The sequence below is a fragment of the Bradyrhizobium sp. P3_C3 genome (assembly GCF_056402655.1).
This window is the reverse complement of sequence record NZ_JBFUGY010000036.1, coordinates 1-19,295: the sequence shown is the minus strand read 5'-3', so window position 1 is coordinate 19,295 and position 19,295 is coordinate 1. Positions and strand designations below refer to the sequence as shown.

The 19,295-nt window shown below is 58.9% G+C and carries 18 protein-coding genes, 3 tRNA genes and 2 pseudogenes; 9 read left to right on the top strand and 14 right to left on the bottom strand.

What is annotated here, in order from left to right; all coding sequences use genetic code 11:
• The first annotated feature begins 1,870 nt into the window (after positions 1–1,870).
• The 5 genes and pseudogenes from parS to AC1DW2_RS32145 all read left to right on the top strand — a co-directional run bounded on the left by parS (position 1,871) and on the right by AC1DW2_RS32145 (position 4,097).
• A pseudogene (gene parS, locus AC1DW2_RS32165) lies at positions 1,871–2,356 on the top strand (type II RES/Xre toxin-antitoxin system antitoxin).
• Positions 2,353–2,731: pseudogene (locus AC1DW2_RS32160) on the top strand (RES family NAD+ phosphorylase). The pseudogenes parS and AC1DW2_RS32160 overlap by 4 nt, the downstream one beginning before the upstream one ends.
• Before the next feature lie 338 nt (positions 2,732–3,069).
• Positions 3,070–3,201, top strand: coding sequence for a hypothetical protein (locus AC1DW2_RS32155; RefSeq protein WP_477007945.1), 132 nt, complete (start codon positions 3,070–3,072; stop codon positions 3,199–3,201).
• A 272-nt stretch (positions 3,202–3,473) separates the two neighbouring features.
• Positions 3,474–3,761 carry a hypothetical protein gene (locus AC1DW2_RS32150; protein ID WP_477007944.1) on the top strand — a complete coding sequence of 96 codons (288 nt, stop codon included), beginning with the start codon at positions 3,474–3,476 and terminating at the stop codon, positions 3,759–3,761.
• A 213-nt stretch (positions 3,762–3,974) separates the two neighbouring features.
• Positions 3,975–4,097 (top strand) — tRNA-Arg (locus tag AC1DW2_RS32145).
• Between the two features lie 448 nt (positions 4,098–4,545).
• On the opposite strand, the gene AC1DW2_RS32140 is transcribed toward AC1DW2_RS32145, so the two are convergent.
• From AC1DW2_RS32140 to AC1DW2_RS32105, 8 genes are all read right to left on the bottom strand, one after another.
• Positions 4,546–5,049 (bottom strand): hypothetical protein, encoded by a 504-nt coding sequence (locus AC1DW2_RS32140; protein ID WP_477007943.1) that lies wholly within the window; start codon positions 5,047–5,049, stop codon positions 4,546–4,548.
• A 265-nt stretch (positions 5,050–5,314) separates the two neighbouring features.
• Entirely contained in the window at positions 5,315–6,253 is a 939-nt protein-coding gene (locus tag AC1DW2_RS32135; RefSeq protein ID WP_477007942.1) for an NmrA family NAD(P)-binding protein, read from the bottom strand.
• Positions 6,254–6,340: 87 nt separating this feature from the next.
• Entirely contained in the window at positions 6,341–7,162 is an 822-nt protein-coding gene (locus AC1DW2_RS32130) for an alpha/beta fold hydrolase (protein ID WP_477007941.1), read from the bottom strand.
• Between the two features lie 117 nt (positions 7,163–7,279).
• Positions 7,280–8,290 carry a nitrilase-related carbon-nitrogen hydrolase gene (locus AC1DW2_RS32125; RefSeq protein WP_477007940.1) on the bottom strand — a complete coding sequence of 337 codons (1,011 nt, stop codon included), beginning with the start codon at positions 8,288–8,290 and terminating at the stop codon, positions 7,280–7,282.
• Positions 8,291–8,404: 114 nt separating this feature from the next.
• The gene (locus AC1DW2_RS32120; RefSeq protein WP_477007939.1) at positions 8,405–8,803 is read right to left on the bottom strand and encodes a hypothetical protein; all 399 of its coding nucleotides are present in this window, start codon (positions 8,801–8,803) and stop codon (positions 8,405–8,407) included.
• 162 nt (positions 8,804–8,965) lie between these two features.
• Entirely contained in the window at positions 8,966–9,340 is a 375-nt protein-coding gene (locus AC1DW2_RS32115) for a hypothetical protein (RefSeq protein ID WP_027568291.1), read from the bottom strand.
• Between the two features lie 42 nt (positions 9,341–9,382).
• Positions 9,383–9,832 (bottom strand): hypothetical protein, encoded by a 450-nt coding sequence (locus AC1DW2_RS32110; RefSeq protein ID WP_477007938.1) that lies wholly within the window; start codon positions 9,830–9,832, stop codon positions 9,383–9,385.
• The gene (locus AC1DW2_RS32105; RefSeq protein ID WP_477007937.1) at positions 9,829–10,701 is read right to left on the bottom strand and encodes an alpha/beta fold hydrolase; all 873 of its coding nucleotides are present in this window, start codon (positions 10,699–10,701) and stop codon (positions 9,829–9,831) included. Before AC1DW2_RS32105 ends, AC1DW2_RS32110 begins: the two co-directional genes overlap by 4 nt.
• A 147-nt stretch (positions 10,702–10,848) precedes the next feature.
• Between AC1DW2_RS32105 and AC1DW2_RS32100 the strand changes: the two genes are divergently transcribed.
• Both AC1DW2_RS32100 and AC1DW2_RS32095 read left to right on the top strand, forming a co-directional pair.
• Positions 10,849–11,805 (top strand): GlxA family transcriptional regulator, encoded by a 957-nt coding sequence (locus AC1DW2_RS32100; RefSeq protein ID WP_477007936.1) that lies wholly within the window; start codon positions 10,849–10,851, stop codon positions 11,803–11,805.
• A gap of 167 nt (positions 11,806–11,972) precedes the next feature.
• A complete protein-coding gene (locus AC1DW2_RS32095; RefSeq protein WP_477007935.1) occupies positions 11,973–12,944 on the top strand; it encodes a GlxA family transcriptional regulator in 972 nt (323 codons plus the stop codon).
• A 99-nt stretch (positions 12,945–13,043) separates the two neighbouring features.
• Here AC1DW2_RS32095 and AC1DW2_RS32090 read toward each other — a convergent pair whose 3' ends face one another.
• The 4 genes from AC1DW2_RS32090 to AC1DW2_RS32075 all read right to left on the bottom strand — a co-directional run bounded on the left by AC1DW2_RS32090 (position 13,044) and on the right by AC1DW2_RS32075 (position 15,729).
• Positions 13,044–13,454, bottom strand: coding sequence for a tyrosine-type recombinase/integrase (locus tag AC1DW2_RS32090; protein WP_477007994.1), 411 nt, complete (start codon positions 13,452–13,454; stop codon positions 13,044–13,046).
• Positions 13,361–13,963, bottom strand: coding sequence for a hypothetical protein (locus AC1DW2_RS32085; RefSeq protein WP_477007934.1), 603 nt, complete (start codon positions 13,961–13,963; stop codon positions 13,361–13,363). The genes AC1DW2_RS32090 and AC1DW2_RS32085 overlap by 94 nt, the downstream gene beginning before the upstream one ends.
• Positions 13,964–14,116: 153 nt before the next feature.
• The gene (locus AC1DW2_RS32080; RefSeq protein ID WP_477007933.1) at positions 14,117–15,349 is read right to left on the bottom strand and encodes a type II toxin-antitoxin system HipA family toxin; all 1,233 of its coding nucleotides are present in this window, start codon (positions 15,347–15,349) and stop codon (positions 14,117–14,119) included.
• Entirely contained in the window at positions 15,349–15,729 is a 381-nt protein-coding gene (locus AC1DW2_RS32075) for a helix-turn-helix domain-containing protein (RefSeq protein ID WP_477007932.1), read from the bottom strand. Before AC1DW2_RS32075 ends, AC1DW2_RS32080 begins: the two co-directional genes overlap by 1 nt.
• Positions 15,730–16,084: 355 nt before the next feature.
• Between AC1DW2_RS32075 and AC1DW2_RS32070 the strand changes: the two genes are divergently transcribed.
• Positions 16,085–16,222, top strand: a complete 138-nt coding sequence (locus AC1DW2_RS32070) for a hypothetical protein (RefSeq protein ID WP_477007931.1) — start codon at positions 16,085–16,087, stop codon at positions 16,220–16,222.
• Between the two features lie 56 nt (positions 16,223–16,278).
• On the top strand, positions 16,279–17,691 hold the full coding sequence (locus AC1DW2_RS32065) for an esterase/lipase family protein (RefSeq protein ID WP_477007930.1): 1,413 nt from the start codon (positions 16,279–16,281) through the stop codon (positions 17,689–17,691).
• Positions 17,692–18,327: 636 nt separating this feature from the next.
• Here AC1DW2_RS32065 and AC1DW2_RS32060 read toward each other — a convergent pair.
• A tRNA-Glu gene (locus AC1DW2_RS32060) sits at positions 18,328–18,393 on the bottom strand.
• Positions 18,394–18,806: 413 nt separating this feature from the next.
• Positions 18,807–18,883, bottom strand: a tRNA-Met gene (locus tag AC1DW2_RS32055).
• Between the last annotated feature and the right edge of the window lie 412 nt (positions 18,884–19,295).

Below are 19,295 nucleotides of genomic sequence, written 5' to 3'. Positions count from 1 at the left end.
GACTCCCAAGGCCGGAGAGGGACCAATGACCGTCAAAGGCGTGGCGTTTTAGTACGACGTGATAGGCTCGCCAGCGTGACCCGGCGGCCTTTGAATTGGCATCCCCACAAACTGAAACCTTCGCAGGTTCTGTGCATACCTATCTGTATCCGGGATTTTTGCTATCCCATCTCGGGGCTGGAATGAACACCGCCGCCGGGACAATGAATTTGAGCCCGGCGGCGTATTTGTCCTAACTCTGTTTCCTTCGCCTCCTGGCATGAGCCGTCAGCCGCTGCCGGTCACGCTTCCCGTGCAGTCGGCGCTTCATCGGTCGCGCTCGGCCAAGATGCGGCGGATCAGACTCCCGATCGCAGCTGGTCGTCAAGAGTCGGCGCGGCCTTAGTGCCTGGTGATCGGCTCAAATCTATCGAGCCTGGTTGCGCCCTCCCAAAGCTCAACCGCGTGCCCGTTTACAAGCAATTTGGTTCGCTCCCGAGCCTCCGCCTCGTCCTGCATCTCAAGGTCAATTCGAAGCGCTATGTGCCCCTCGCCATCGATTATACATGCGCGAAACTCTCGCATGATCCCGCTCCAAAACACCGCCTCGCTCCGAAGCAGGAACGAGTTTAGAGCCGATCAAAAATCACGTTACTATCGAAATTACGCCCGCAAGGGTGACGCAGCGGGCCTTTGATTGTTAGGACAGCCACGGGGGCCGCGCTACGTTCTCCGTTGTGGGCCTATGAAGTAAAGCCGCCTTAATAGCGACCTCTTGGCGCCGCGACCGTCGGCTAGGCCTCAACGCATTGAATGGCGAGATTTTCGCAGATCGAGGCGAACGCTTTCTCGGCTTGAGCATCCTCAAAGCAAAATTGCGTCCCTTTCCCGTCGCGCTGATCCAGTTGCCTTCCGCGAGCTAGAAACGCTAATCGTTTTCATTGAATGTGGCTGAACCACTTCTGGCTGCGGCACAGGCACTTTTTGCATTTGCGCCGAGCTCTTGGCGCTTGAAATTGGACAGAAGACAGGCACCGTAGCTGTCCTTTCACTGACCATCGCCTCTGTCCACGACAAATACGAGGAGTGGGTGTCCAAGGTGTCCAGTAGATTTCCACGGCCGAAGAAATCGATCCCGGACAAGTGGCCACTTCCTGTAGACACCGTTATGAGCGGTAACCTTTCCGATCGAGACAGATTGAAGACATCCACGGGCAGAGTAGCCAGAGATTGCTGCTGAGCCGGAAGTCCAGACTCATCGATGGACGTGTCTGGAGCTCTTGCTAGACAAAATGGTCCTTTCGAGCTCAGACATCACCGAACGAGTCGGATTCTGATACGACACAGTCCGGGCACATCAGGAAGATTGGAAGAACCTGCCCGGTCCGCTTGGTCCTTCGGCGCTCGCCCAGCTAAGGTGGACGGCCGAGAGTTGCCACTTGTTTGACCGCTATCAACCAACCCGAACCGGCAACAGTCCCTGCTCATTACTGTCCGGCGGTGTATAGCGGGACCTCTCGCTGCGCGCCTCGATCGAGCGGTCTTTGCCCAGCGGAGTTTGGTGTGCTCGCAAAGAAGAATCGAGTCGATTTAAGCGAACCTTGAGTCTGGCTGGCGACGCCAACCCACCAGGTGGCTACGCAGCATAGCCGACATCCCGCACCGCGAAGCCCAATGGTACGCGCTCGATCGCTTGTCTGAATGCCCCGGATCTTGGTCATAGGGGTGCGACCCAACCATATTCAGTGAGGTGGCTCGACCCGCTTCGAGGCCTTTGAGCATGCGTCCTGCCGGAGGATCCCGCGGGCACCGGCCGGAACACCGATCCGCCTTTCTTGAACGTTTGCGCCAACTGTCATAGATGGAACGACACATGGCTGGACGACTTCAAATGCGTAACCGAGAGACCGACCGGCCACAACCGATTGAGAAGACGCGGCTGGCTGCAGTCGCCAGTCTGCTTGGCGCTCCGTCTACTTTTCGAAAGGTTCCCCAAAGCCCGTTGGAGGCGCATGAGATGCTTCTGAACGGGCTGCCGTCCAGAGCACTGTTATATCTGGTCGAGAACCTGGTGTTTCTTCGCTGGGACGACTCTTTCGCCAAAGCGATTGGAATGAGCCATCGCACCTACCAACGCCATGCCTCCGCGGGAGCCAAGCCACTCAGCCCAGAGCAAAGTGGGTGAACATGGAAGCTCGCGGAAGTCCTGGCGAAAGCAACCTCCATTTTCGGTTCCATGCAGGAAGCTGAGCAATGGTTGGAACGGCCGGCTATCGGCTTGAACCAGCATAAGCCAATCGATCTGTTGGCCACACCGGCTGGTGTTGAGTTGGTGGAAGATTTTCTCGTTCGACTTGAGCACGGTGTCTACGCGTGACGCCATTGCCTGGGGCGCTCGGCGGTACCGAGCTCGTCGCTTGGCGATTGGACCAAGCGACATACGCGGCCACATGGGACAGCGGCGAAGGAGCTTTTCTGGTCGGCGGTCGCTGGAACAGCAGAGGACTTCGGGCCGTGTACTGCTCGGTAGATCCCGCTACTGCAATTCTGGAAGTTGCAGTCCACAAGGGCTTCAGGGCGCTTGACACGGTCCCCCACGTACTCACCGCTATCACGGTGGACCCGACCAGCGTGTTCGTGGTCGAGCTGGAATCTGATGTTTGTCGCGTCAGACGCAGACGGCTCCTACAAGGTGAAGTCGCAGGAGTCGTTCGCCCTCGATCCTCGCCTGCACCCGCCGGCCAGGTCGTAGCCATACATGGGGGCTATACTGGCCGTCGGATGGATAGTTGCCATGCCAAACCTGGTCATGACCCTGTCGACAGCCTGGTTCAAGGAATCTAGCGCCTGAAAGCCGTCTTGGCTTACCGATGGGACTCGGATTTTGATAGTCTTAGATGTCCGGGACTCGCAATTGACGTGAATCTGACTCCAAATCTGCTTTGCGAACTACATTGGAAAGATGGAGCTTTCCGTTCGTTCAGACTCGCAATTCGCTTTGGAGAACACCTACGGTAACGCCCGGTAACAACCTCGCGGTGGAGCAAAACCGAGCGAAACTGGCCGAGCATCGATTGGAGCTGAAGTCAGGTGGCGGAGGCCATCGACATCCTCGACTACGACGCCTCGCCCGCCGAGCGTCTCGTGCCACTCCTGATCCAGGCAAAACAGGAGCGTACGCTTCCGGTAAAGACCCTTGCTAGATTTGTCGTTTCCGTTTGATCTGGGTCTGGCCGCAAAATGGTTTTGGTGTTCAGTCCGGGGTTAGTGGTTCCCTTGGAGTCCAGTTTAGGTCAATCCGAGCCGGATAGCTGTGATCGTGTCTCCATTGGGGTCCTTTGAGGTGATCCCGCAAGCTCGTCCCTGCCCCGTGGGTTCGGCAGCTTGTTTTCCGAGTTTGTTCGTCAGGCCGGGAAAGATTGACGTCTTTTGGGCCATAAGGACGTTGAGCCCGTTAGCCAAATCTCTATCTCCCGAGCAGGAGATCTATCATTTTGAAGTCGACCCGCGACAGTCCAAGCGTACCGGTGCAGCCGAACGTCAGGTGGCGTGCGGTCTTGGAAACGGCACGGAAACTTGGTCTGCTCGGTGGCGAAAACCGTCGGATTGGCGGCCGCGTTTGCCGGGATCTGGTGGCAGCTGCGAAGAAACAATCCGGCATAACGTCCGACACCGAGCTTATCGAGTACGCGCTGGCGGAGGTAGCGCTCGAAGACGACTTCGGCACGAGACTCATCCGTCGCAAAGGCCGGGTCGCGAAAGACGTCGACCTTGAGTTTTGATCTGCTCAGTGCGCTGCGGCGGATCAAGCCACTTCGCACTTTGGACAATATAGGGAAATCAAAGCCGAATGGCGCGCCCAGTACAGTGCTGATCGTCAGGTGCGGAGAGAGTGGGACTCAGAGCCACCCCTGAAGCGAGACTAAATATCGCTGAAAAATCAGCATCTTCCGGCTAGCCGTGTGGCTAACGTGTACCGCAAACGTGTACATGGCGCAAGTTGGCTTCAGTGGCCATCCACGGTCGGACACGATAACTGAATCCTTGCCTCGCCGCGCGACGGTAGCGTTGCCCTCCGAAGGCAAAGGTCACACGTTCGAATCGTGTCGGGTGCGCCAGCTTTCCTTTGTTTTACAACGCGATATGCAGACCCAGCCTCGGACTTCAGTTCTGGTTCATTCGCGCGAGTAAGCAGTTGGGAGTAACACGCGCTTAATTTACCGCTCGCAATGCAGGTCGGTCCAGTTCACCGAGAGGAAGTTGTTCGGGCTAGGTCAGGATAGCGGGAGCTAGCGAGACATCCACAACGACCGCTTCGCGCCGATACTGTTGAAAAACGAAAACCGAACGACATCGAAACCGCGCGAATGTCCACTCTTGGCCGTCTCTAACGCTAAAGCGCTCTTCAGCGCTGGTACGAAGGCTGGTGGCCGTCTTGGTGTGAAACGATGTGGGCCCGGATCCCTGGATGCGAAATGCATCGGCGGCCCTGAGAAATTTCGTTTGTCGCCAAATAGACTTTTTCAACAATATCCGCCAGAAGCGCTCCTTCGCGGACTCACCTTATTAGCTTCCGGCGGCTGCGTTGGTCGACATTGACCGGGCCCTCAGGAGAAGCGCGAAAAGCATAAAATGTACACACAGAAGAAGGGGCACATATACGGTCGGAATGTAAAACGTGGCGCCCAGTGCCGAGGGGTGAAAGTCTTCATCAAAGAGGCCTTGGTAGAATGCAAATAGAAGATCGCCCGCTCCCCACAGGTTGAAGAGCCACAGCGCGGAGTATCCGGCCGGTCTCCGCAGGAGCATTAGGGCCACCCAAGCGAGTACGACTGCAAACAAGTCGCCGAAAGCACCGGGCGCCGCGAAGGCTCTGGGCAATGAGCCCGCGACACCAGGAACAAGAAAAGACGCGCCAACGAAGCGAAATACATTGAGATAAAGCAGCGGCGTGGCCGCGTCGGGCAATGAGCGGGATCGGACAAATGGCCAAATGTAGCGAGAGCAAACCGCTCCCCAAGCAACAAAGCTGAACGCGACGCTGATTCCGAAAATCATAAGGTCGGTCATGAGATTCATCCAATGAATGACTTCAATGTGACTAGAAAGCAACCCTGGTCCGCATCGCAAACGCGTTGAACTTCTAACCTGCATCTCCAAAGTTCGTCGCACTTAGGGGCCATATATCGACCGCCAACTTAAGCGCGACGTGATAAGGCTCATTCGTGATGAACGGCCTGGTAGAATTAGAGGCGCGAGCGTGATGGCCGCGATTCGCCTTGGCCCCGCAACCACGCTCCTTAGCGAAGCCGGACCCCTGTCTACGATGCCGTGCTTATTCAGCCGCGCTCGAAGGCGCGACCGGTGCGAACGCGTGTGCGCTCTTCTGCACGAATTCCCGAACGCTCATCGGACGCATGCCGGTCAGCCTTTCGACATCATTGCTGAACCGATCGTACCGGTTGTTCTGATGTAGTTCCGCCATGGTCGCCACGTGCGCAACGACATGAAGCGGCATTCCGAAGGTGGCGAGTTGCCCCTTCATGACCTCAAGTGGAACGTTGACGTACGAGATCGTGCGACCAAGCGCGACCGAGAACTCGCGTGCAACCGCGTCCATGTCCTGCGAAACCGGGCCGGTCAGATGGTAGGCCTGGCCGATATGCTCGGCGGGCTCACTCAAGATCTCGGCGATCACCCGAGCGACATCGGCTGCAGCGATGGCTGAGTTCTTGCCCCTACCAAAGGGCGCCATGATTTTGTCCTGCATGGAGACGGTTTTCGCGGTTTGAAGCAGTAGCCCTTCCATGAAGGCCGTTGGTCGTACTTCCACCACTGGCAGCCCGGACCAGGATAATATCTGTTCCGCCAACCAATGCTGCTTTTGCTGTGGGCTAGGGGTCGTATTGAAAATGTCCATCTCGTTGACGGTCATCTGGGAGAGATTGACGAACGCCTTTACGCCGCGGTGCTTCGCGACGACGGCGACGTTGACAGCCGCTTCGAGATAGGTCGGCGCGACCGACATTGCGAAGCAGAGACGTTCGCACCCTTCGATCGCCCGATGTACCGCCATAAGATCAAGCAGATCGCCAACCACGACTTCTGCACCGAGCGCGCGCAGCCTTGTGGCCCGCTCGTCGTCCACACGAACCTGCGCTCGTACCCGGAACCCACGGGCGAGAAGCAGCTCCGTCACGGAGCGGCCCACCGAGCCGATCCGTCCAGCCGCCCCGGTCACCAGAATCGGAAGTTCGTGTTGTGCCTTGCTCATCTTTCGCCTCACTTAGAATGAATATGCTTTGCCGCGCGACGTATCCGCTTTTGCCGCCGGTCGATCGGCGGGAGGATTTCGTCCCCGTCATCCTTTGAGGAAGGTCAGCAGGTCTGCGTTCACTTGATCGGCGTGGGTGACGCACATGCCATGTGGAGCACCGGCATATTCCTTCAGGCTCGCGTTTGGCAGGATCTTCACCGAACGCCGGGACGCGATGTCGATAGGAACGATCTGATCGTCATTACCCTGCAGCAGCAGGGTTGGGATCGTCATCTTCTTGAGATCATCCGTAAAATCGGTCTCGGAGAAGGCCTTGATGCAGTCATGCTCGCCTTGGAGGCTCCCCATCATGCCCTGAAGCCAGAAAGAGTCTATCTGGCCTTGCGAAACCTTTGCATTGGGACGGTTATAGCCAAAGAACGGCATTGCCAGTTCTTTAAAGAACCCCGCCCGATCGGCAAGCAGGCTCGCGCGCAGACCGTCGAAGACGCTCATCGGCGCGCTGTTAGGGTTGGTGTGCGTCTGCGCCATATGGGGAGGTACCGCGGAGATCAGGACTGCTTTCGATACACGCGATGTGCCATGGCGGCCCATATAGCGCGCCACCTCGCCTCCACCGGTCGAATGGCCGATCATCGTCGCACCCTTGACGTCGAGCGTCTCGAGTAGTGTGGCGAGATCGTCGGCATAGGTATCCATGTCGTTGCCGGTCCAGGTCTGATCCGATCGACCATGGCTGCGTCGATCATGAGCAATAACGCGGTAGCCGTGGTTCGCCAGGAACAGCATCTGGGCGTCCCAGGCGTCTGCGGTGAGCGGCCAGCCATGGGAGAAGGTTACGACCGGACCGGCACCCCAGTCCTTGAAGTAGATCTTCGCGCCGTCTTTCATTGTCGCGGTCGTCATGAGCTTTGATCCTTTGTGAGCAGGTTGGTGGGCTGGCGGCCTGGCGACCTTCGTCGCGTCTGCGAGCGCCGCTTTCGGGAGGCCGAGCGCGGCGACGAGACCGCCGCCGGCGTGAAGTCATGAGGTAGCTGCCATTACCAGACGCGAGTCGACTTCTTCCAGCCGATCGGCCGGGTCTAGGGATTTCAGCACTGGATGCGCGTTGCGCTCATGCACATGGGACTTCGGCGTACGGTCGATCAGGAGGCTGAGCAGTTCCGGGCGGCTGTAGTGACCGCGCGAGTCCATCAGGCGCTTGCGCTTGTCGATAGCCCAGAAATCGAGATCGGCGATGACCTCGCCTTCGCCCGATCGCAGCGGCGCGCCCATCAATGCGCCCTCTGGAGAGACGATCGCGGTGAAGCAGCCGCTAGAGATCGGCTCGATGCTGCAGCAGGTATCCTTCATGATCTGAGCTTGCTGCTCAGCGTTCAGCCAGGCGGTCGCACAGACCACGAAACACCCGGCCTCCAGTGCGTGCTGGCGAATATTGACTGAAATCTGCTCGGAGAAACCGTCACCGGCGAACGAGCCAGGATACATAGCGGAGTGAATCTGCTCGCCGTCGGCCATCAAGGCGTAGCGGGCCAGCGGGTTGTAATGCTCCCAGCAGGCCAGTTGACCGATGCGCCCTACGGCGCTGTCGACACAGCGCAGCCCGGAGCCATCGCCCTGACCCCAGACCATGCGTTCATGATAGGTCGGAGAAATCTTGCGACGGTGCTGGATGAGTGTGCCGTCGGCATCGAACAGGAGTTGCGCGTTATAGATCGTGCCGCCATCGCGCTCGTTGACGCCGACGGAGACGACCATGCCGGCTTGCTTTGCGGCCTCACCGATAGCCCTGGTGGCGTCAGACGGCACGGTCACAGCCTGATCGAGCAACTTGTAGTGCTCCGCGCCCATAAGGTAGGGCGCTTCGACGAAGGAAAAATAGGGGTAGTAAGGAATGACCGTTTCCGGGAAGGTCGCGAACTGGACGCCTTGGCGCCCAAGCTCGATGATTTTCTTGACCACTTTGCCAACAGTGCCTTCCCGGCTGTAGAGAACAGGACTGATCTGCACGGCCGCGGCTTTGACAACAGGCATCGTGGCGGGTCCTTTTTGGCGGGTTGTTGATGTAATCTTTGGTCCCCGACATGGCTTCACCATGCCCCGGTCGACCTCAATCGGTTGGCGATGGAGCCTGGAGCGCCACCAAGCTCACAACGAAACCCGCGGATCGCTTTGCGAACCCGGAGGTTCGGCGATGAGCATGGCGAGCGGCGCAAGCGGCCCGAGAGCGATCAACTCGAATTCCATCATTCCGGCGACGCCGAGTGGAAGCTTCTCCAGGAGTTCGTGCGCCTCTGCCGTGCTGGTGGCGTTCACGATGAAGATGACGCCGCGGCCCTCTGTCTGGGAGAACCACTGCTCGATTTTTCCAGCGAGATGATTGCGAACCGTGGCGCGAACCTCATGGGGGCGGACCGAGGCGATCGCCTCGGGTGTGCCCTTCGCCGTGACCGAGCCGATCGCCAGGATCTTGGTTGTCGGAGCGACAACGGCGGCGAGCGCAGGCAATATCTCGGCATGGACACGCGGATTCTTGACGTCAGGCATTTTACTGCTTGCTCTCGGCATATCGGTAGGGGGACCACGAACGACTTCGCAGTATCCGTACAAAGCGTCCGAAGCGGAGCGATCGGGTAGTCACGAAGCTACGAATGCGGTCTGACGGAGTCTGGGGCGCTACCAAGTTCCCAACGCGGTTTGCGGATCGCATCACGAACGCGGAGGCTCACCGATGAGCATGGCGAGCGGCGCAAGCGGGCCGAGAGCGATCAGCTCGAATTCCATCATGCCGGCCACGCCAAGAGGAAGCTTCTCTAGGAGTTCGTGCGCTTCCGCAGTGCTGGTCGCGTTCACGATGAAGACGACGCCGTAGCCCTCCGTCTGGAAGAACCACTGCTCGATCTTTCCAGCGAGATGATTGCGGACCGTCGCACGAACCTCATGGGGCAGGACCGGTGCGATTGCCGCGGGCGTGCCCTTGGCCGTGACCGACCCGATCGCCAGGATCTTGGTCGTCGGAACGACGACGGCGGCAAGCGCGGGCAGTATCTCGGCATGAACGCGCGGATTCTTGTTGTCGGGCATTTTGCTAATTCCTTTTGATAGATTGGTCCGGAGCGCCGCGAACTACTTCGCAGGCTCGGTCAAAAGCACGCGAAGCGGCGCGATCGGGCCGAGCGGGATGATCTGGAATTCCATCATCCCCGCCTGGCCGAAAGGAAACCTGCCCAGCAGTTCCAGAGCCTCCTTCGGATCGGTGACGTTCATCATGAACACGACACCGCTCTGGTCCTGCTTGAGGTACCATTGGTCGATTTTCCCAGCGAGATAGAGCCGTACGGTGTCCCGCACTTCAGAAGGAAGGAGCGGCTTCCACTGGTCCGGCGTCCCTTTGGCTGTGAAGGTGCCGATCGCCAGCAGCTTGGTGGTCGGCACGTCAAGGCCCGAAGATGGTGCCGACTGAGCGGACGAAGTGGCCGGGCTGATCGCTACGAACATCGCGACGAGGGCGCCGAAGCAGGCGAGCCTGGTCATGCGGGTCGCGTTCACAGCGAGCTTGTCGAGGACGCGGCTCATGACAACATCGCCTTCGCCACTTGCGCGGGCTCGTCGGCCTGCAGCCAATGACCTGCCGGTATGACGGTGAGGGACGCATTCTTGAGCTGAGACTGGCGCCGCTCGGCCATGGCGGCGGGGAAGTAAGGATCGTACCGTCCCCAGATCAGCTTGACTGGAATATCCAGCGTCTTGAGCGCCGTCAGATGCTTTGCGTTTCGGGCGTGTTCATCGAAGAATTCCGCCGCCAGCTGCACGAAAGCCGGACCGGCACCGGGCTGGACAATGAAATTGTCGCTGATCAGCGGACCGATGAACGCGCTGAAATGGGACTTTTGCGCCTCGGGCAAAGAATCCAGGAATTTCTTCTGCTGCCATCTCAGCAGCCAGCCGAATTGCTCAGGACTCTGCGCAATCGCCATGGCCAAGGACTGCATGCTCCGGGTCGCGAACAGCGTGATCATCTCGGGCCAAAGCACCGTGTCATCTTCGCTGTAGGCCGAGTTCAGCATGATCACGGAAGCGACACCGTCTGGATGCGCGAGCGCGTAGTTGAGCGTCGCCATCCCCGAGGAATCGTGAGCGACGGGGACGATCGTCCCCAGACCCAGACCCTCTACCACCGCTTCAAGGTCGCCAAGTTGCTGCTTAAAGCTATAGACGGTGCCGGCGGGCTTGTCGGAGGCGCCAAAGCCCAAAAAATCGAACGTCACCACGCGCCGCCCGCTGGCGACCAAGTGCGGAATCAGGTCGTCCCAGATGTGCAGATTGTCGGGGAAGCCGTGCATGAGCACGAAGGCCGGGCCAGAACCCGCATAATCTCGAGCGTAGACTTTTCCTTCGCCCCTAGAAATGCGATGCTCGACGAAGGCGGCGTGATCGGTAGACATGCATCATCCTTTCTTCCTCACGGAAGCGCTGACATGGGTGTCGCTTAGCGGCGAGGAGCCAGTGCGAGATTTGTTGCTCGGACTCTAGCGATTACGGCGGGGCTGACGTAGGTCGTTCTTGCCACCATTCGTGCCACAGGAGCGAAAATGCATCGGGTCGGTTTCATCGTGCCGCAACGGTTTCAGCTGATGAGCCTTGCGGCTCTGACGGCATTCGAAATCGTCAATCTGCCTCCCGCCGACCAGCGCTACGACATCCATTTGTTGTCAGAGCATGGCGGTCCGGTTCGGTCTTCGTCAGGAATGACGCTGCAAACCGAGGCGTTCGGAGATCCCGCCTTCGACACAGTTATCGTGGGTTCGATCACCGAGATGGACATGCCTTCGTCCGATGCGACCATGATCGCGTTCGTGCAGGAGGCAGCCAAAGCATCCAGGCGGATCGCCTCGATCTGCAGCGGCGCGTTTGTGCTGGCTGAAGCGGGCCTTCTGAATGGTCGACGCGCGACGATGCATTGGGCTCATGCAGATAGTTTCAGGGCTCGATTCCCGGATGTCAGGGCGGAGGAGGACCGCATCTACATCAATGACGGACCGGTCTGGACTTCGGCGGGAATGACCGCGGGGATCGACCTCGTTCTGGCGTTGATCGATAGTGATCTCGGTCCCGAAGCCGCGAAAATGGTCGCTAGGCTTCTGGTCATGAACCAGCGTCGGATGGGTGGACAAAAACAGCATTCCGCACTCCTTGATATGACGCCGAAGTCCGATCGCATCGAATTGGTCCTGGCGCACATCCGCCAAAATTTGCCGAACCCATTGACGATCGAAGAGCTTGCGGCGGTCGCCAACCTGAGCCCCCGCCAGTTCAGCCGCGCCTTTCTGGCTGAGACCGGCCAGTCACCAGCAAAAGCCGTGGAGCGGCTTCGACTGGAGGCCGCCAGGTTCATGATCGAAGAGGGGCGGCACACGGTCAATGTTGTGGCGCAGGAAACAGGTTTCGTGGACCGCGAACGCATGCGTCGCGCGTTCCTCCGGACCTTCGGCGTGCCACCGGAAATATTGCGCAGGAACGCTCGACGGGAGGCGGTGGCGGCTGCCTGACTTGGGCTATAAAAAATGTAGGCTTGAGTCTGGCTCCCAATGCGGGGCCGAACGGCGCTCTCGGCCCATCCGGCCCGTGCGTGAGCACCCGGGTTMGACAGCAGAGCATGCCTCCTGGATGATACCCGTCTGGACTATCATCCGCATTTCGGACAGTAGGAGCAGCCATGCATCGGGTAGGTCTCATTGTCCCGCACGACTTCCAGCTCTTGAGTCTTGCGCCCATGACGGCATTCGAAATGACGGGGTTCGGGCTTGCGAAGCCGCCTCCGGCCGATACCCACTATGACCTCCATCTGTTGTCAGAGCACGGCGGTCCCGTTCGATCTTCCTGTGGTTTGACCGTTGACACCGAAGCATTCGGCGATCCGGCTTTTGATACAATTATTGTCGGCGCGATCACCGCGTTCGAAATGGCCCCATCGAGCGCAAACTTGATTGCCTTCGTGCAAGAAGCTGCGAGGGCGTCGAGGCGCACCGCTTCATTTTGCAACGGGGCGTTTGTTCTCGCTGAAGCCGGACTTCTTGATGGTCGCCGTGCGACAACGCATTGGATTCAAGCGGCAAGTTTCAAGGCTCGGTTTCCGGATGTCAGGTTGGAGGAGGACCGGATCTACATCAATGACGGTCCGATCTGGACGTCGGCTGGAATGACCGCAGGAATCGACCTTGTCCTAGCGATGATCGATAAGGACCTGGGTCCCGAAGTTGCGAAAGTCGCTGCCAAGCTTATGGTCATTAATCAACGTCGGATGGGCGGACAAACACAGCATTCCGCTCTCCTCGACATGACGCCGAAATCCGATCGCATAGAATTGGTCGTGGCGTACATCCGTCAAAATCTGCGGAATCCGCTCACAATCGAGGAGCTTGCGGCCGTCGCCAACCTCAGCCCTCGTCAGTTCAGCCGCTCTTTTCTGGCCGAGACGGGTCAGCCCCCGGCGAAGGCTGTCGAGCGACTTCGGCTGGAAGCTGCCAGGTTCATGATGGAGGAAGGGCGGCACACGGTTAACGTCGTAGCGCAAGAAGCGGGTTTTGCTGACCGCGAACGCATGCGGCGGGCGTTTCTCCGGGCCTTCGGTGTGCCCCCGGAGGTGTTGCGCATGATTGCTCGACGGGAGGCGGTGGCGACTGCCTGACTTTGGGTCTGGCCGAGGTTTTCTGTCAGGATTGGCATCTACGGAGCGCATTCTCTTTGAGGATAAGTCGCCTGCAACCCCACTAAGCGCCGATTATACCTAGGCGGCCAAGCGGCGATCCTTTTCGCCGTCTTCGTGGTCGCCGTTGGATGCCTTCTTTAAGAAGCGGGCCAGCGCGGCTTTTCGTGAATCGCGGTCCAACGCGTAGGCGGTTTGCTTGAATTCGATGCCGTCAAGGAGCCCCTGAATATAGCCCGAGATGGTGTCCGCAGCCATGATGAGCGCGGTGTCAAGCGTATGGATGTACTTGCTCGTCACCGAACCTTTGGCATGACCGACCAGAGCCGCGATGGTCACCTCGGTAAAGCCGAGATCGTTGGCCATGCTCGCGAAGCTGTGACGGAGGACGTGCGGCGTCACATCGGATAGCGGGAGTCCTTGAAGATATGCTTCCAATGGCTCGGGAAACTGCCGAACGCGTTGTCCTCGCCCTGCCCCGGGAAAACAAATGTGCCGACATGGTCGGTGCGACGCTGCTCGAGATATTCGACGACAGGCAATCCTACGGGGCGGATCGATTCACCTTCCTTACTGTCCTCCAGTCGCAAACAACTCGCCTCGGTATCAGCCTCCGTCCATTTCAAGCCGATCATCTCGCTTCGCCGGGAGCCGGTCAGCGCAATCTGACGGACAATGTCCCCGATCGTGGTGTATTTCTGCTGCTTGGCGGCGTCGCGGAGCATCCGACCGAGTATTCGATACTCCGCCTCCGACAGTCGACGCTTTCGCACATTGTCCTTTGGCTTGCGGATACCATGGGCCGGGTTGCTCTCGATGATCCCTGCTTCGACGGCGTAGGTAAGGATGCCGCCGAGAAGGCCCACGGTACGCGTGGCCGTTCCAGCGCCGCCCCGGACGATGGCCTTGCCGCGCAGCTTCTTAGTCTTGACCGAAACCCGGGTCTTCCCACGTCGGCAGAAACGAGTGCACGGCGACGAGCAGCGGCCTTCCTGTTCCATTAGCGGGATTCGGCCCGACTTCGCCTGAAGTGCGTTTATGCCGACGGGGCGGACCTTCGGCGAGCGATCCTGCCCCGCAAAAATCGACAACCAACTTAAAGTTATTGGTCGTATATGACCACTTAAATCATATAAATAGTCATATATGATCAATTAAAGAGCGAGAGCAAGTTCGGACTGATCGTGGACGAAGGCGGCTTCGTAACCGCGCGATCGGGCTCCGCTTACCCCCGCCTGGCGGAGAGCCTCACGCCATCCGTCCTTCACCCGTCCAGCCGTTTCTCGGATGATCTTCTTCGCGTCCGCCTCGGCGATTTCGAAGAACTCGCAGGCCTCGAGGGCAAGCTTGATCGATCGGTCGTGCGCGCCGCCTTCCATGATTGCCGTCTCTAGATGCGCTTCGCGATCGGGCGAGGGATTCACGTCGAACATCGGCGAGAGGCGCCAACGTCCCGAACCGACGTACAGAAATCCGTGGTTCTTCAGATGATCATCTTTGTTCGAGACGAGTATGGTGAAGACCATCCGCCGATAGAGCTCTTCGAAATCCGCCTTCGGCTCTGGAGCGGACGTCCTCATGAAATCGACGATCTCCGTGTAAGAACCCAGTTCTTCGCCCGTCTTTCCGAGCGCCGTCCGTGCGGAGATGTAGGGAATGCGCGCGCGTCTGCGTCGATCGAAACGCTGGACCAGCGCGACGGGGAACGGCGTGTCGGCGAGCTCCAGCCGGACTTCGGGGATGCGTATCCCGCAAGACTTCGCGAGCTTCAGCGTCGCGACTTCGACTTGTTCGATCGGGTGCTGGTCGTGGACGGACGTGAACTTGGCGAGCCAGAGAACGTCGCCTTCGAGGACGTTGGCCTTGGGCCGAGCTCCGCCCGATGCGCCGGCGCCCGCGAGAGCGCGCATCTGCTCCGGGGCCAATTCCTTGCCTTGTTCGTAGGCGCGTGCGAGCGCCGTGATCTCCTGCAGATCGAGCAGACGCGGTACCGCCTCGTCGGCCTTCCCGGTGATGACCTTTCCATCTTCGCCGACGAAGCGCAGGGCGCCTTGCCTGCACGTGTCGTCCGACAGCGTCAGGTATTCGAACTCCGAAAGACCTTTGCCGTAGGCGCGTTCTAGAAGTCTGCGGCCCCAGCTGTCGGGCGCGGCGTCGGAAAAGACGCCAGCGAGCGCCTCACGCGCTTCCCCGGATTGCGCCGACGCGTGGTACGGCCCTCTATCGACGGGCATGTTCGGCTGAAGCGCAAAGGCGTGGGGATTGTTCGACCAGGCCGCATCGTAGGTGAAGACCGAAAACTGGCGGGGGCCGGTCCTCGTGAAGCGCAATTCGCCTACTCGTGTAAGGCCCTCGCCGAGGGCAACTCGGGCGTAGTATTCGCTCATCAGAAGGCCACACCGTTGGGATCTACGTCGCTGGGCTCGTCCTGCTCAGCCTTGTCCTCCGTCCGCTTTCGCCTTCGCAAGGAGGCCGCGAACGATCGACCGCGCTGCGGCGTCCGTTCGGAACTCAGCGCCAGACCCAGATCGTCCTTTCGGACGTCGACGAGGTCGGCCAATTTCTCGACGAGCCCGAGAGCGACGAGTACGTTTGCGAGCGTACCGACGGCGACCTTGGGATCGCCCTTCTCCAGCCTTTGGATCGTGCTGGCTGACGTACCAGCGCGCTCGGCCAAGTCGGTCACTACGATCCGCCGGCTCAGTCGGGCCGACCGCAGGTCGTGACCCAAGCGTTGGAGTGCGGCATTGGACTTTAGCGAACCCATCTAACTCTCCATATTTGATCACTTGTTGATATTTATTTATCATATATGACTAGTTAATTAACCTGCAAGGGGTTTTGAGTTCTACTGGATGCTGGTCCGGTCGCGTCTGAACTCCCTCACCGCGGCTGGGATGGTCCCCAGCGCTACCGCGGCCGATGATGTTCCCCGGGCAGGCGTACCGAGCAGCCGTCGTGCGACCATGCATATCCTCATGCCGCCCATGATCTCCCTGTACGCCGAGGACGATTGCGCATGCTGCGCCTGGCGAACCGCGTCGGGATCAGCACGTGGGACGTAAGCCCGCCATACAGTTTGCCGCCCTCGTCTCGCGCACATCAGCGGTATTGGCGACATCATGATGCTGATGGTGGTGGTGCCGCCGCCGGCAAACGTGAGAGCAAACGTGAGAAAGGTTGTTTCGCGGCCATTAAAACTCTCACAAATTTCGCCGAACGGCTTCAACCTGCTCTACCTGCGGATGTCGCAATTTTGATCACATCTGCCGGTTAGCTTCGTCCGCCGTTGTGGCGATTAGCGGGGGCAGCCTTCATGACCACTTTGCCCACTTCACCATCTGAACCAGAGATCGACGTCATTTTCGTCCATGGTCTCGGCAGCGATGCCGGCGGTTGGATCAACTCAGACACCAAATTCAACTGGCCACAGGAGCTCGGCGAAAAAGACGGGCGCCTGCGCACGTTCGCCGTCGAATACTACGCGCCGATGACGGGCCACCCTGCCGTCAGTCCGAGCTACCAAGCGCTGGCAGTCAAACTATTTGACGATCTCAAGATCAGACACGTCGGAGCTCGGCCTATCGTCTTCGTCGCGCATAGCCTCGGTGGCATCATGGTGAAGCAGCTATTGCGCCACGCAGAAGCCGCTAAGGACGACATCTTCACGCAGACACGTACAGTCATCTTCCTGTCGACACCTCATGCAGGCGCTACGATCGCGACTATCGGAAGTCATCTGGGTACAGGCGTCGGATTTCTGGGCGGCGCAGCCGCCAAGTTCCTGCCGGGTCCGATCGGAGCGATCGCCGGAGTGGCGGCGCAAGTCGCTGCGTGGTCAGTGCGGGTCAGCGATCTGACGTTGCAATTGCGGAAGGAGGAGCCCTCGCTCTTGGACCTCAATCGTTGGTATCGGACACTCACGCACATCGATACGCGGGTCTATTATGAAACGGAGGCGTTTTACCAGATACTTGTGGTTGATCCGTTGAGCGCGGATCCCGGCGTCTACCGATGCGCCCCCGTGCCCGTCGAGCACAAGGATCACATCACGATCAGCAAGCCGAAGAACGAAGACGATTACCTGTTCAAGGCGGTCGCAGCCATCGTCGAGCAAGTCCGCGAACGCGAACTCGAAGGAAAAACGTATCCGGTCTTGCGGGAGTGGGTGCACGACATTTTACGGCACACGCAATTTCGACGGTACGCCGGCATCGGAAGATTCGAAGATATACCGATCTCCGACCGCTCGGACGTAGAATTTGAGATCCGCGACCAATTTCGCGAACGGATAAAGGCAGGAATTACCTTCGACGTCGAAGCTGCCAAAAAATCCAAGTTCAACATCGATCAGTTCGCAGCCTCGCTTTTTCTGGTGCAGCAGGTACAGGACCGACTCGAATTGGTGACCGAGGATATATATCGGACCGCAGGTAGAGTTCGTTCTAGTTCCGATACAGCAACTCTGATTCCACTCTATCGTGCCGCGCGGACGTTGGATCAGGCTTTGATCGAATTTCCTTTCGAGGGTCTGCGGCAAAAACTGCAGAACGCTCACAAGATGTTGGAATTGAAGCGCGAGAAGGATCCTAGCTTGGATGAAGACGGCAAGACGCGGCAGCTGCTGAAGTGGCTGGAGGCCAACATCAGTGGGTTCATGAATGTTACCTCGAAATTGGCGGACGACCCTGCGTTCATGAAGAAGGAGGCCCCGGACGTCAGCAGGTGAGTTTAGCCCTCGATACGCCATTCGCCGGGTCGTCAAACGGCGACTTCAACATCTCGTCCAAAGTGACATCGCTGGGCGGCCACGCCGAAGCCGCGTAGCCGCGCTGTCCTCCACTAGCGATCATCATGATCGTCGGACTCATCGTGACGCGCTGTCGGGACGTTGCCGACGCCGGCGGCCATGCCGCTGGCGATCATCACCGCGAATGCCGTCGGCGGCGCGGTCGACAGCGTAAAGAACGTCGAACGCCATCCGCTAGATTTTGGGGGGATATTTGGACGGGGCTTGTACGCGATTTTCGGAACCGGCTGAAATCCGTGGCCTGGAACGGCCAGAAATGCCTTGTTTTGCAGGAGAAAGTGGTCTGGAGCGGGCGAAGGGAATCGAACCCTCGTATGCAGCTTGGGAAGACGTCAAAGAGTTCGAAACGCGATCGACAACATTCCGACTGCACGCTCCGGCTTGTGCAATTGAGTGCTTTGGTCGCGGCAAATTTGAATCTTCTCGGGCCGCACTCACGCGACCCCACACATTGGTGCCATAGCACGCTCGGCCCGCGCCGCCGAAAGATGAAGTGCCGCTATTGGGCGCCGCTAAAGTCGCTAATTGCGGAGCTAAGTGGTTGAAAATATTCGTTGGCGCTCCCTAGGGGAATCGAACCCCTGTTTCAGCCTTGAGAGGGCCAAATCGACCCGCTTGATGATCATCGTGAAGAGAGTTCGGCGATGGAGGCCTACAGATGTCAATCCCGGCTCATCTGCGCGAGCAGGCGTGACTGCACCAGTTTCGCACCAGAAACGACCACCTTGCGACTAACTCCATCTAGCTCTAGTCGAGATGCGGGTCCTGCTCTCTTCTGATGCCGAGGATTCAGCTCACCCGCACCTGTCCTAGCGCTCGATTTTGCTTGCTCCTTGATCTGCCCAAACCGGTACCGCTACGACGGCGCGGCCGCTTTCAATGGATTGCTGCTCGAACGGACGCAACAATTCGCGCTGCTCGCATTTAGAGAGTGCAGCTCTTCGCCACGGCAGATACTAGACCGGAAAGTTGGTGCGAGATGTGGTGCGAAAAATTCACCGAGAACGAACTTCGTCTTAAATCATTGATTTTATTGGTAGCGGGAGAGGGACTCGAACCCCCGACCCCAGGATTATGATTCCCGTGCTCTAACCAGCTGAGCTACCCCGCCACAGGGTCGCGAGCGGCGGAACGGCCGATCTCGCGAACGCGCGGCATATAAGGAAGGGGGCGGCGGGCTGTCAATCCGCCTTCGCTAAAGCTTCGGCGCGACAAGTCCGCTTTGGCCCGATTTCGCACCAGATTTTGCGATTTTTTTCCGGCACCAGACTCGTGGAGAGTCCCCCTTGTAAGTCGAAGCGCCGCAGGTCTGCTATTGTAGACGTTGCGGTGACGGACGGGAGCCCGCAAACCCCCAGGTCGTTGCAGGCCGTGGGTGAGAGAGGTGCCCCGTCCGTTAGTCCATTGAACCCGAACAGTCRCCTGGGCCGCAAAGTGCGAAGCCCGATTAGGCAAGGAAGGGTGACCATGGATATCATCGCGGTTGGTATCGACGTATCGAAGGACCGTCTTGACGTTGCAGT

Bases quoted from the DNA above. Each gene is read 5' to 3' on its own strand.
- AC1DW2_RS32140 (WP_477007943.1), bottom strand. From the start codon at position 5,049: ATGACCGACCTTATGATTTTCGGAATCAGCGTCGCGTTCAGCTTTGTT.
- AC1DW2_RS32135 (WP_477007942.1), bottom strand. From the start codon at position 6,253: ATGAGCAAGGCACAACACGAACTTCCGATTCTGGTGACCGGGGCGGCT.
- AC1DW2_RS32130 (WP_477007941.1), bottom strand. From the start codon at position 7,162: ATGACGACCGCGACAATGAAAGACGGCGCGAAGATCTACTTCAAGGAC.
- AC1DW2_RS32125 (WP_477007940.1), bottom strand. From the start codon at position 8,290: ATGCCTGTTGTCAAAGCCGCGGCCGTGCAGATCAGTCCTGTTCTCTAC.
- AC1DW2_RS32120 (WP_477007939.1), bottom strand. From the start codon at position 8,803: ATGCCTGACGTCAAGAATCCGCGTGTCCATGCCGAGATATTGCCTGCG.
- AC1DW2_RS32115 (WP_027568291.1), bottom strand. From the start codon at position 9,340: ATGCCCGACAACAAGAATCCGCGCGTTCATGCCGAGATACTGCCCGCG.
- AC1DW2_RS32110 (WP_477007938.1), bottom strand. From the start codon at position 9,832: ATGAGCCGCGTCCTCGACAAGCTCGCTGTGAACGCGACCCGCATGACC.
- AC1DW2_RS32105 (WP_477007937.1), bottom strand. From the start codon at position 10,701: ATGTCTACCGATCACGCCGCCTTCGTCGAGCATCGCATTTCTAGGGGC.
- AC1DW2_RS32100 (WP_477007936.1), top strand. From the start codon at position 10,849: ATGCATCGGGTCGGTTTCATCGTGCCGCAACGGTTTCAGCTGATGAGC.
- AC1DW2_RS32095 (WP_477007935.1), top strand. From the start codon at position 11,973: ATGCATCGGGTAGGTCTCATTGTCCCGCACGACTTCCAGCTCTTGAGT.
- AC1DW2_RS32085 (WP_477007934.1), bottom strand. From the start codon at position 13,963: ATGGAACAGGAAGGCCGCTGCTCGTCGCCGTGCACTCGTTTCTGCCGA.
- AC1DW2_RS32080 (WP_477007933.1), bottom strand. From the start codon at position 15,349: ATGAGCGAATACTACGCCCGAGTTGCCCTCGGCGAGGGCCTTACACGA.
- AC1DW2_RS32075 (WP_477007932.1), bottom strand. From the start codon at position 15,729: ATGGGTTCGCTAAAGTCCAATGCCGCACTCCAACGCTTGGGTCACGAC.
- AC1DW2_RS32070 (WP_477007931.1), top strand. From the start codon at position 16,085: ATGATGCTGATGGTGGTGGTGCCGCCGCCGGCAAACGTGAGAGCAAAC.
- AC1DW2_RS32065 (WP_477007930.1), top strand. From the start codon at position 16,279: ATGACCACTTTGCCCACTTCACCATCTGAACCAGAGATCGACGTCATT.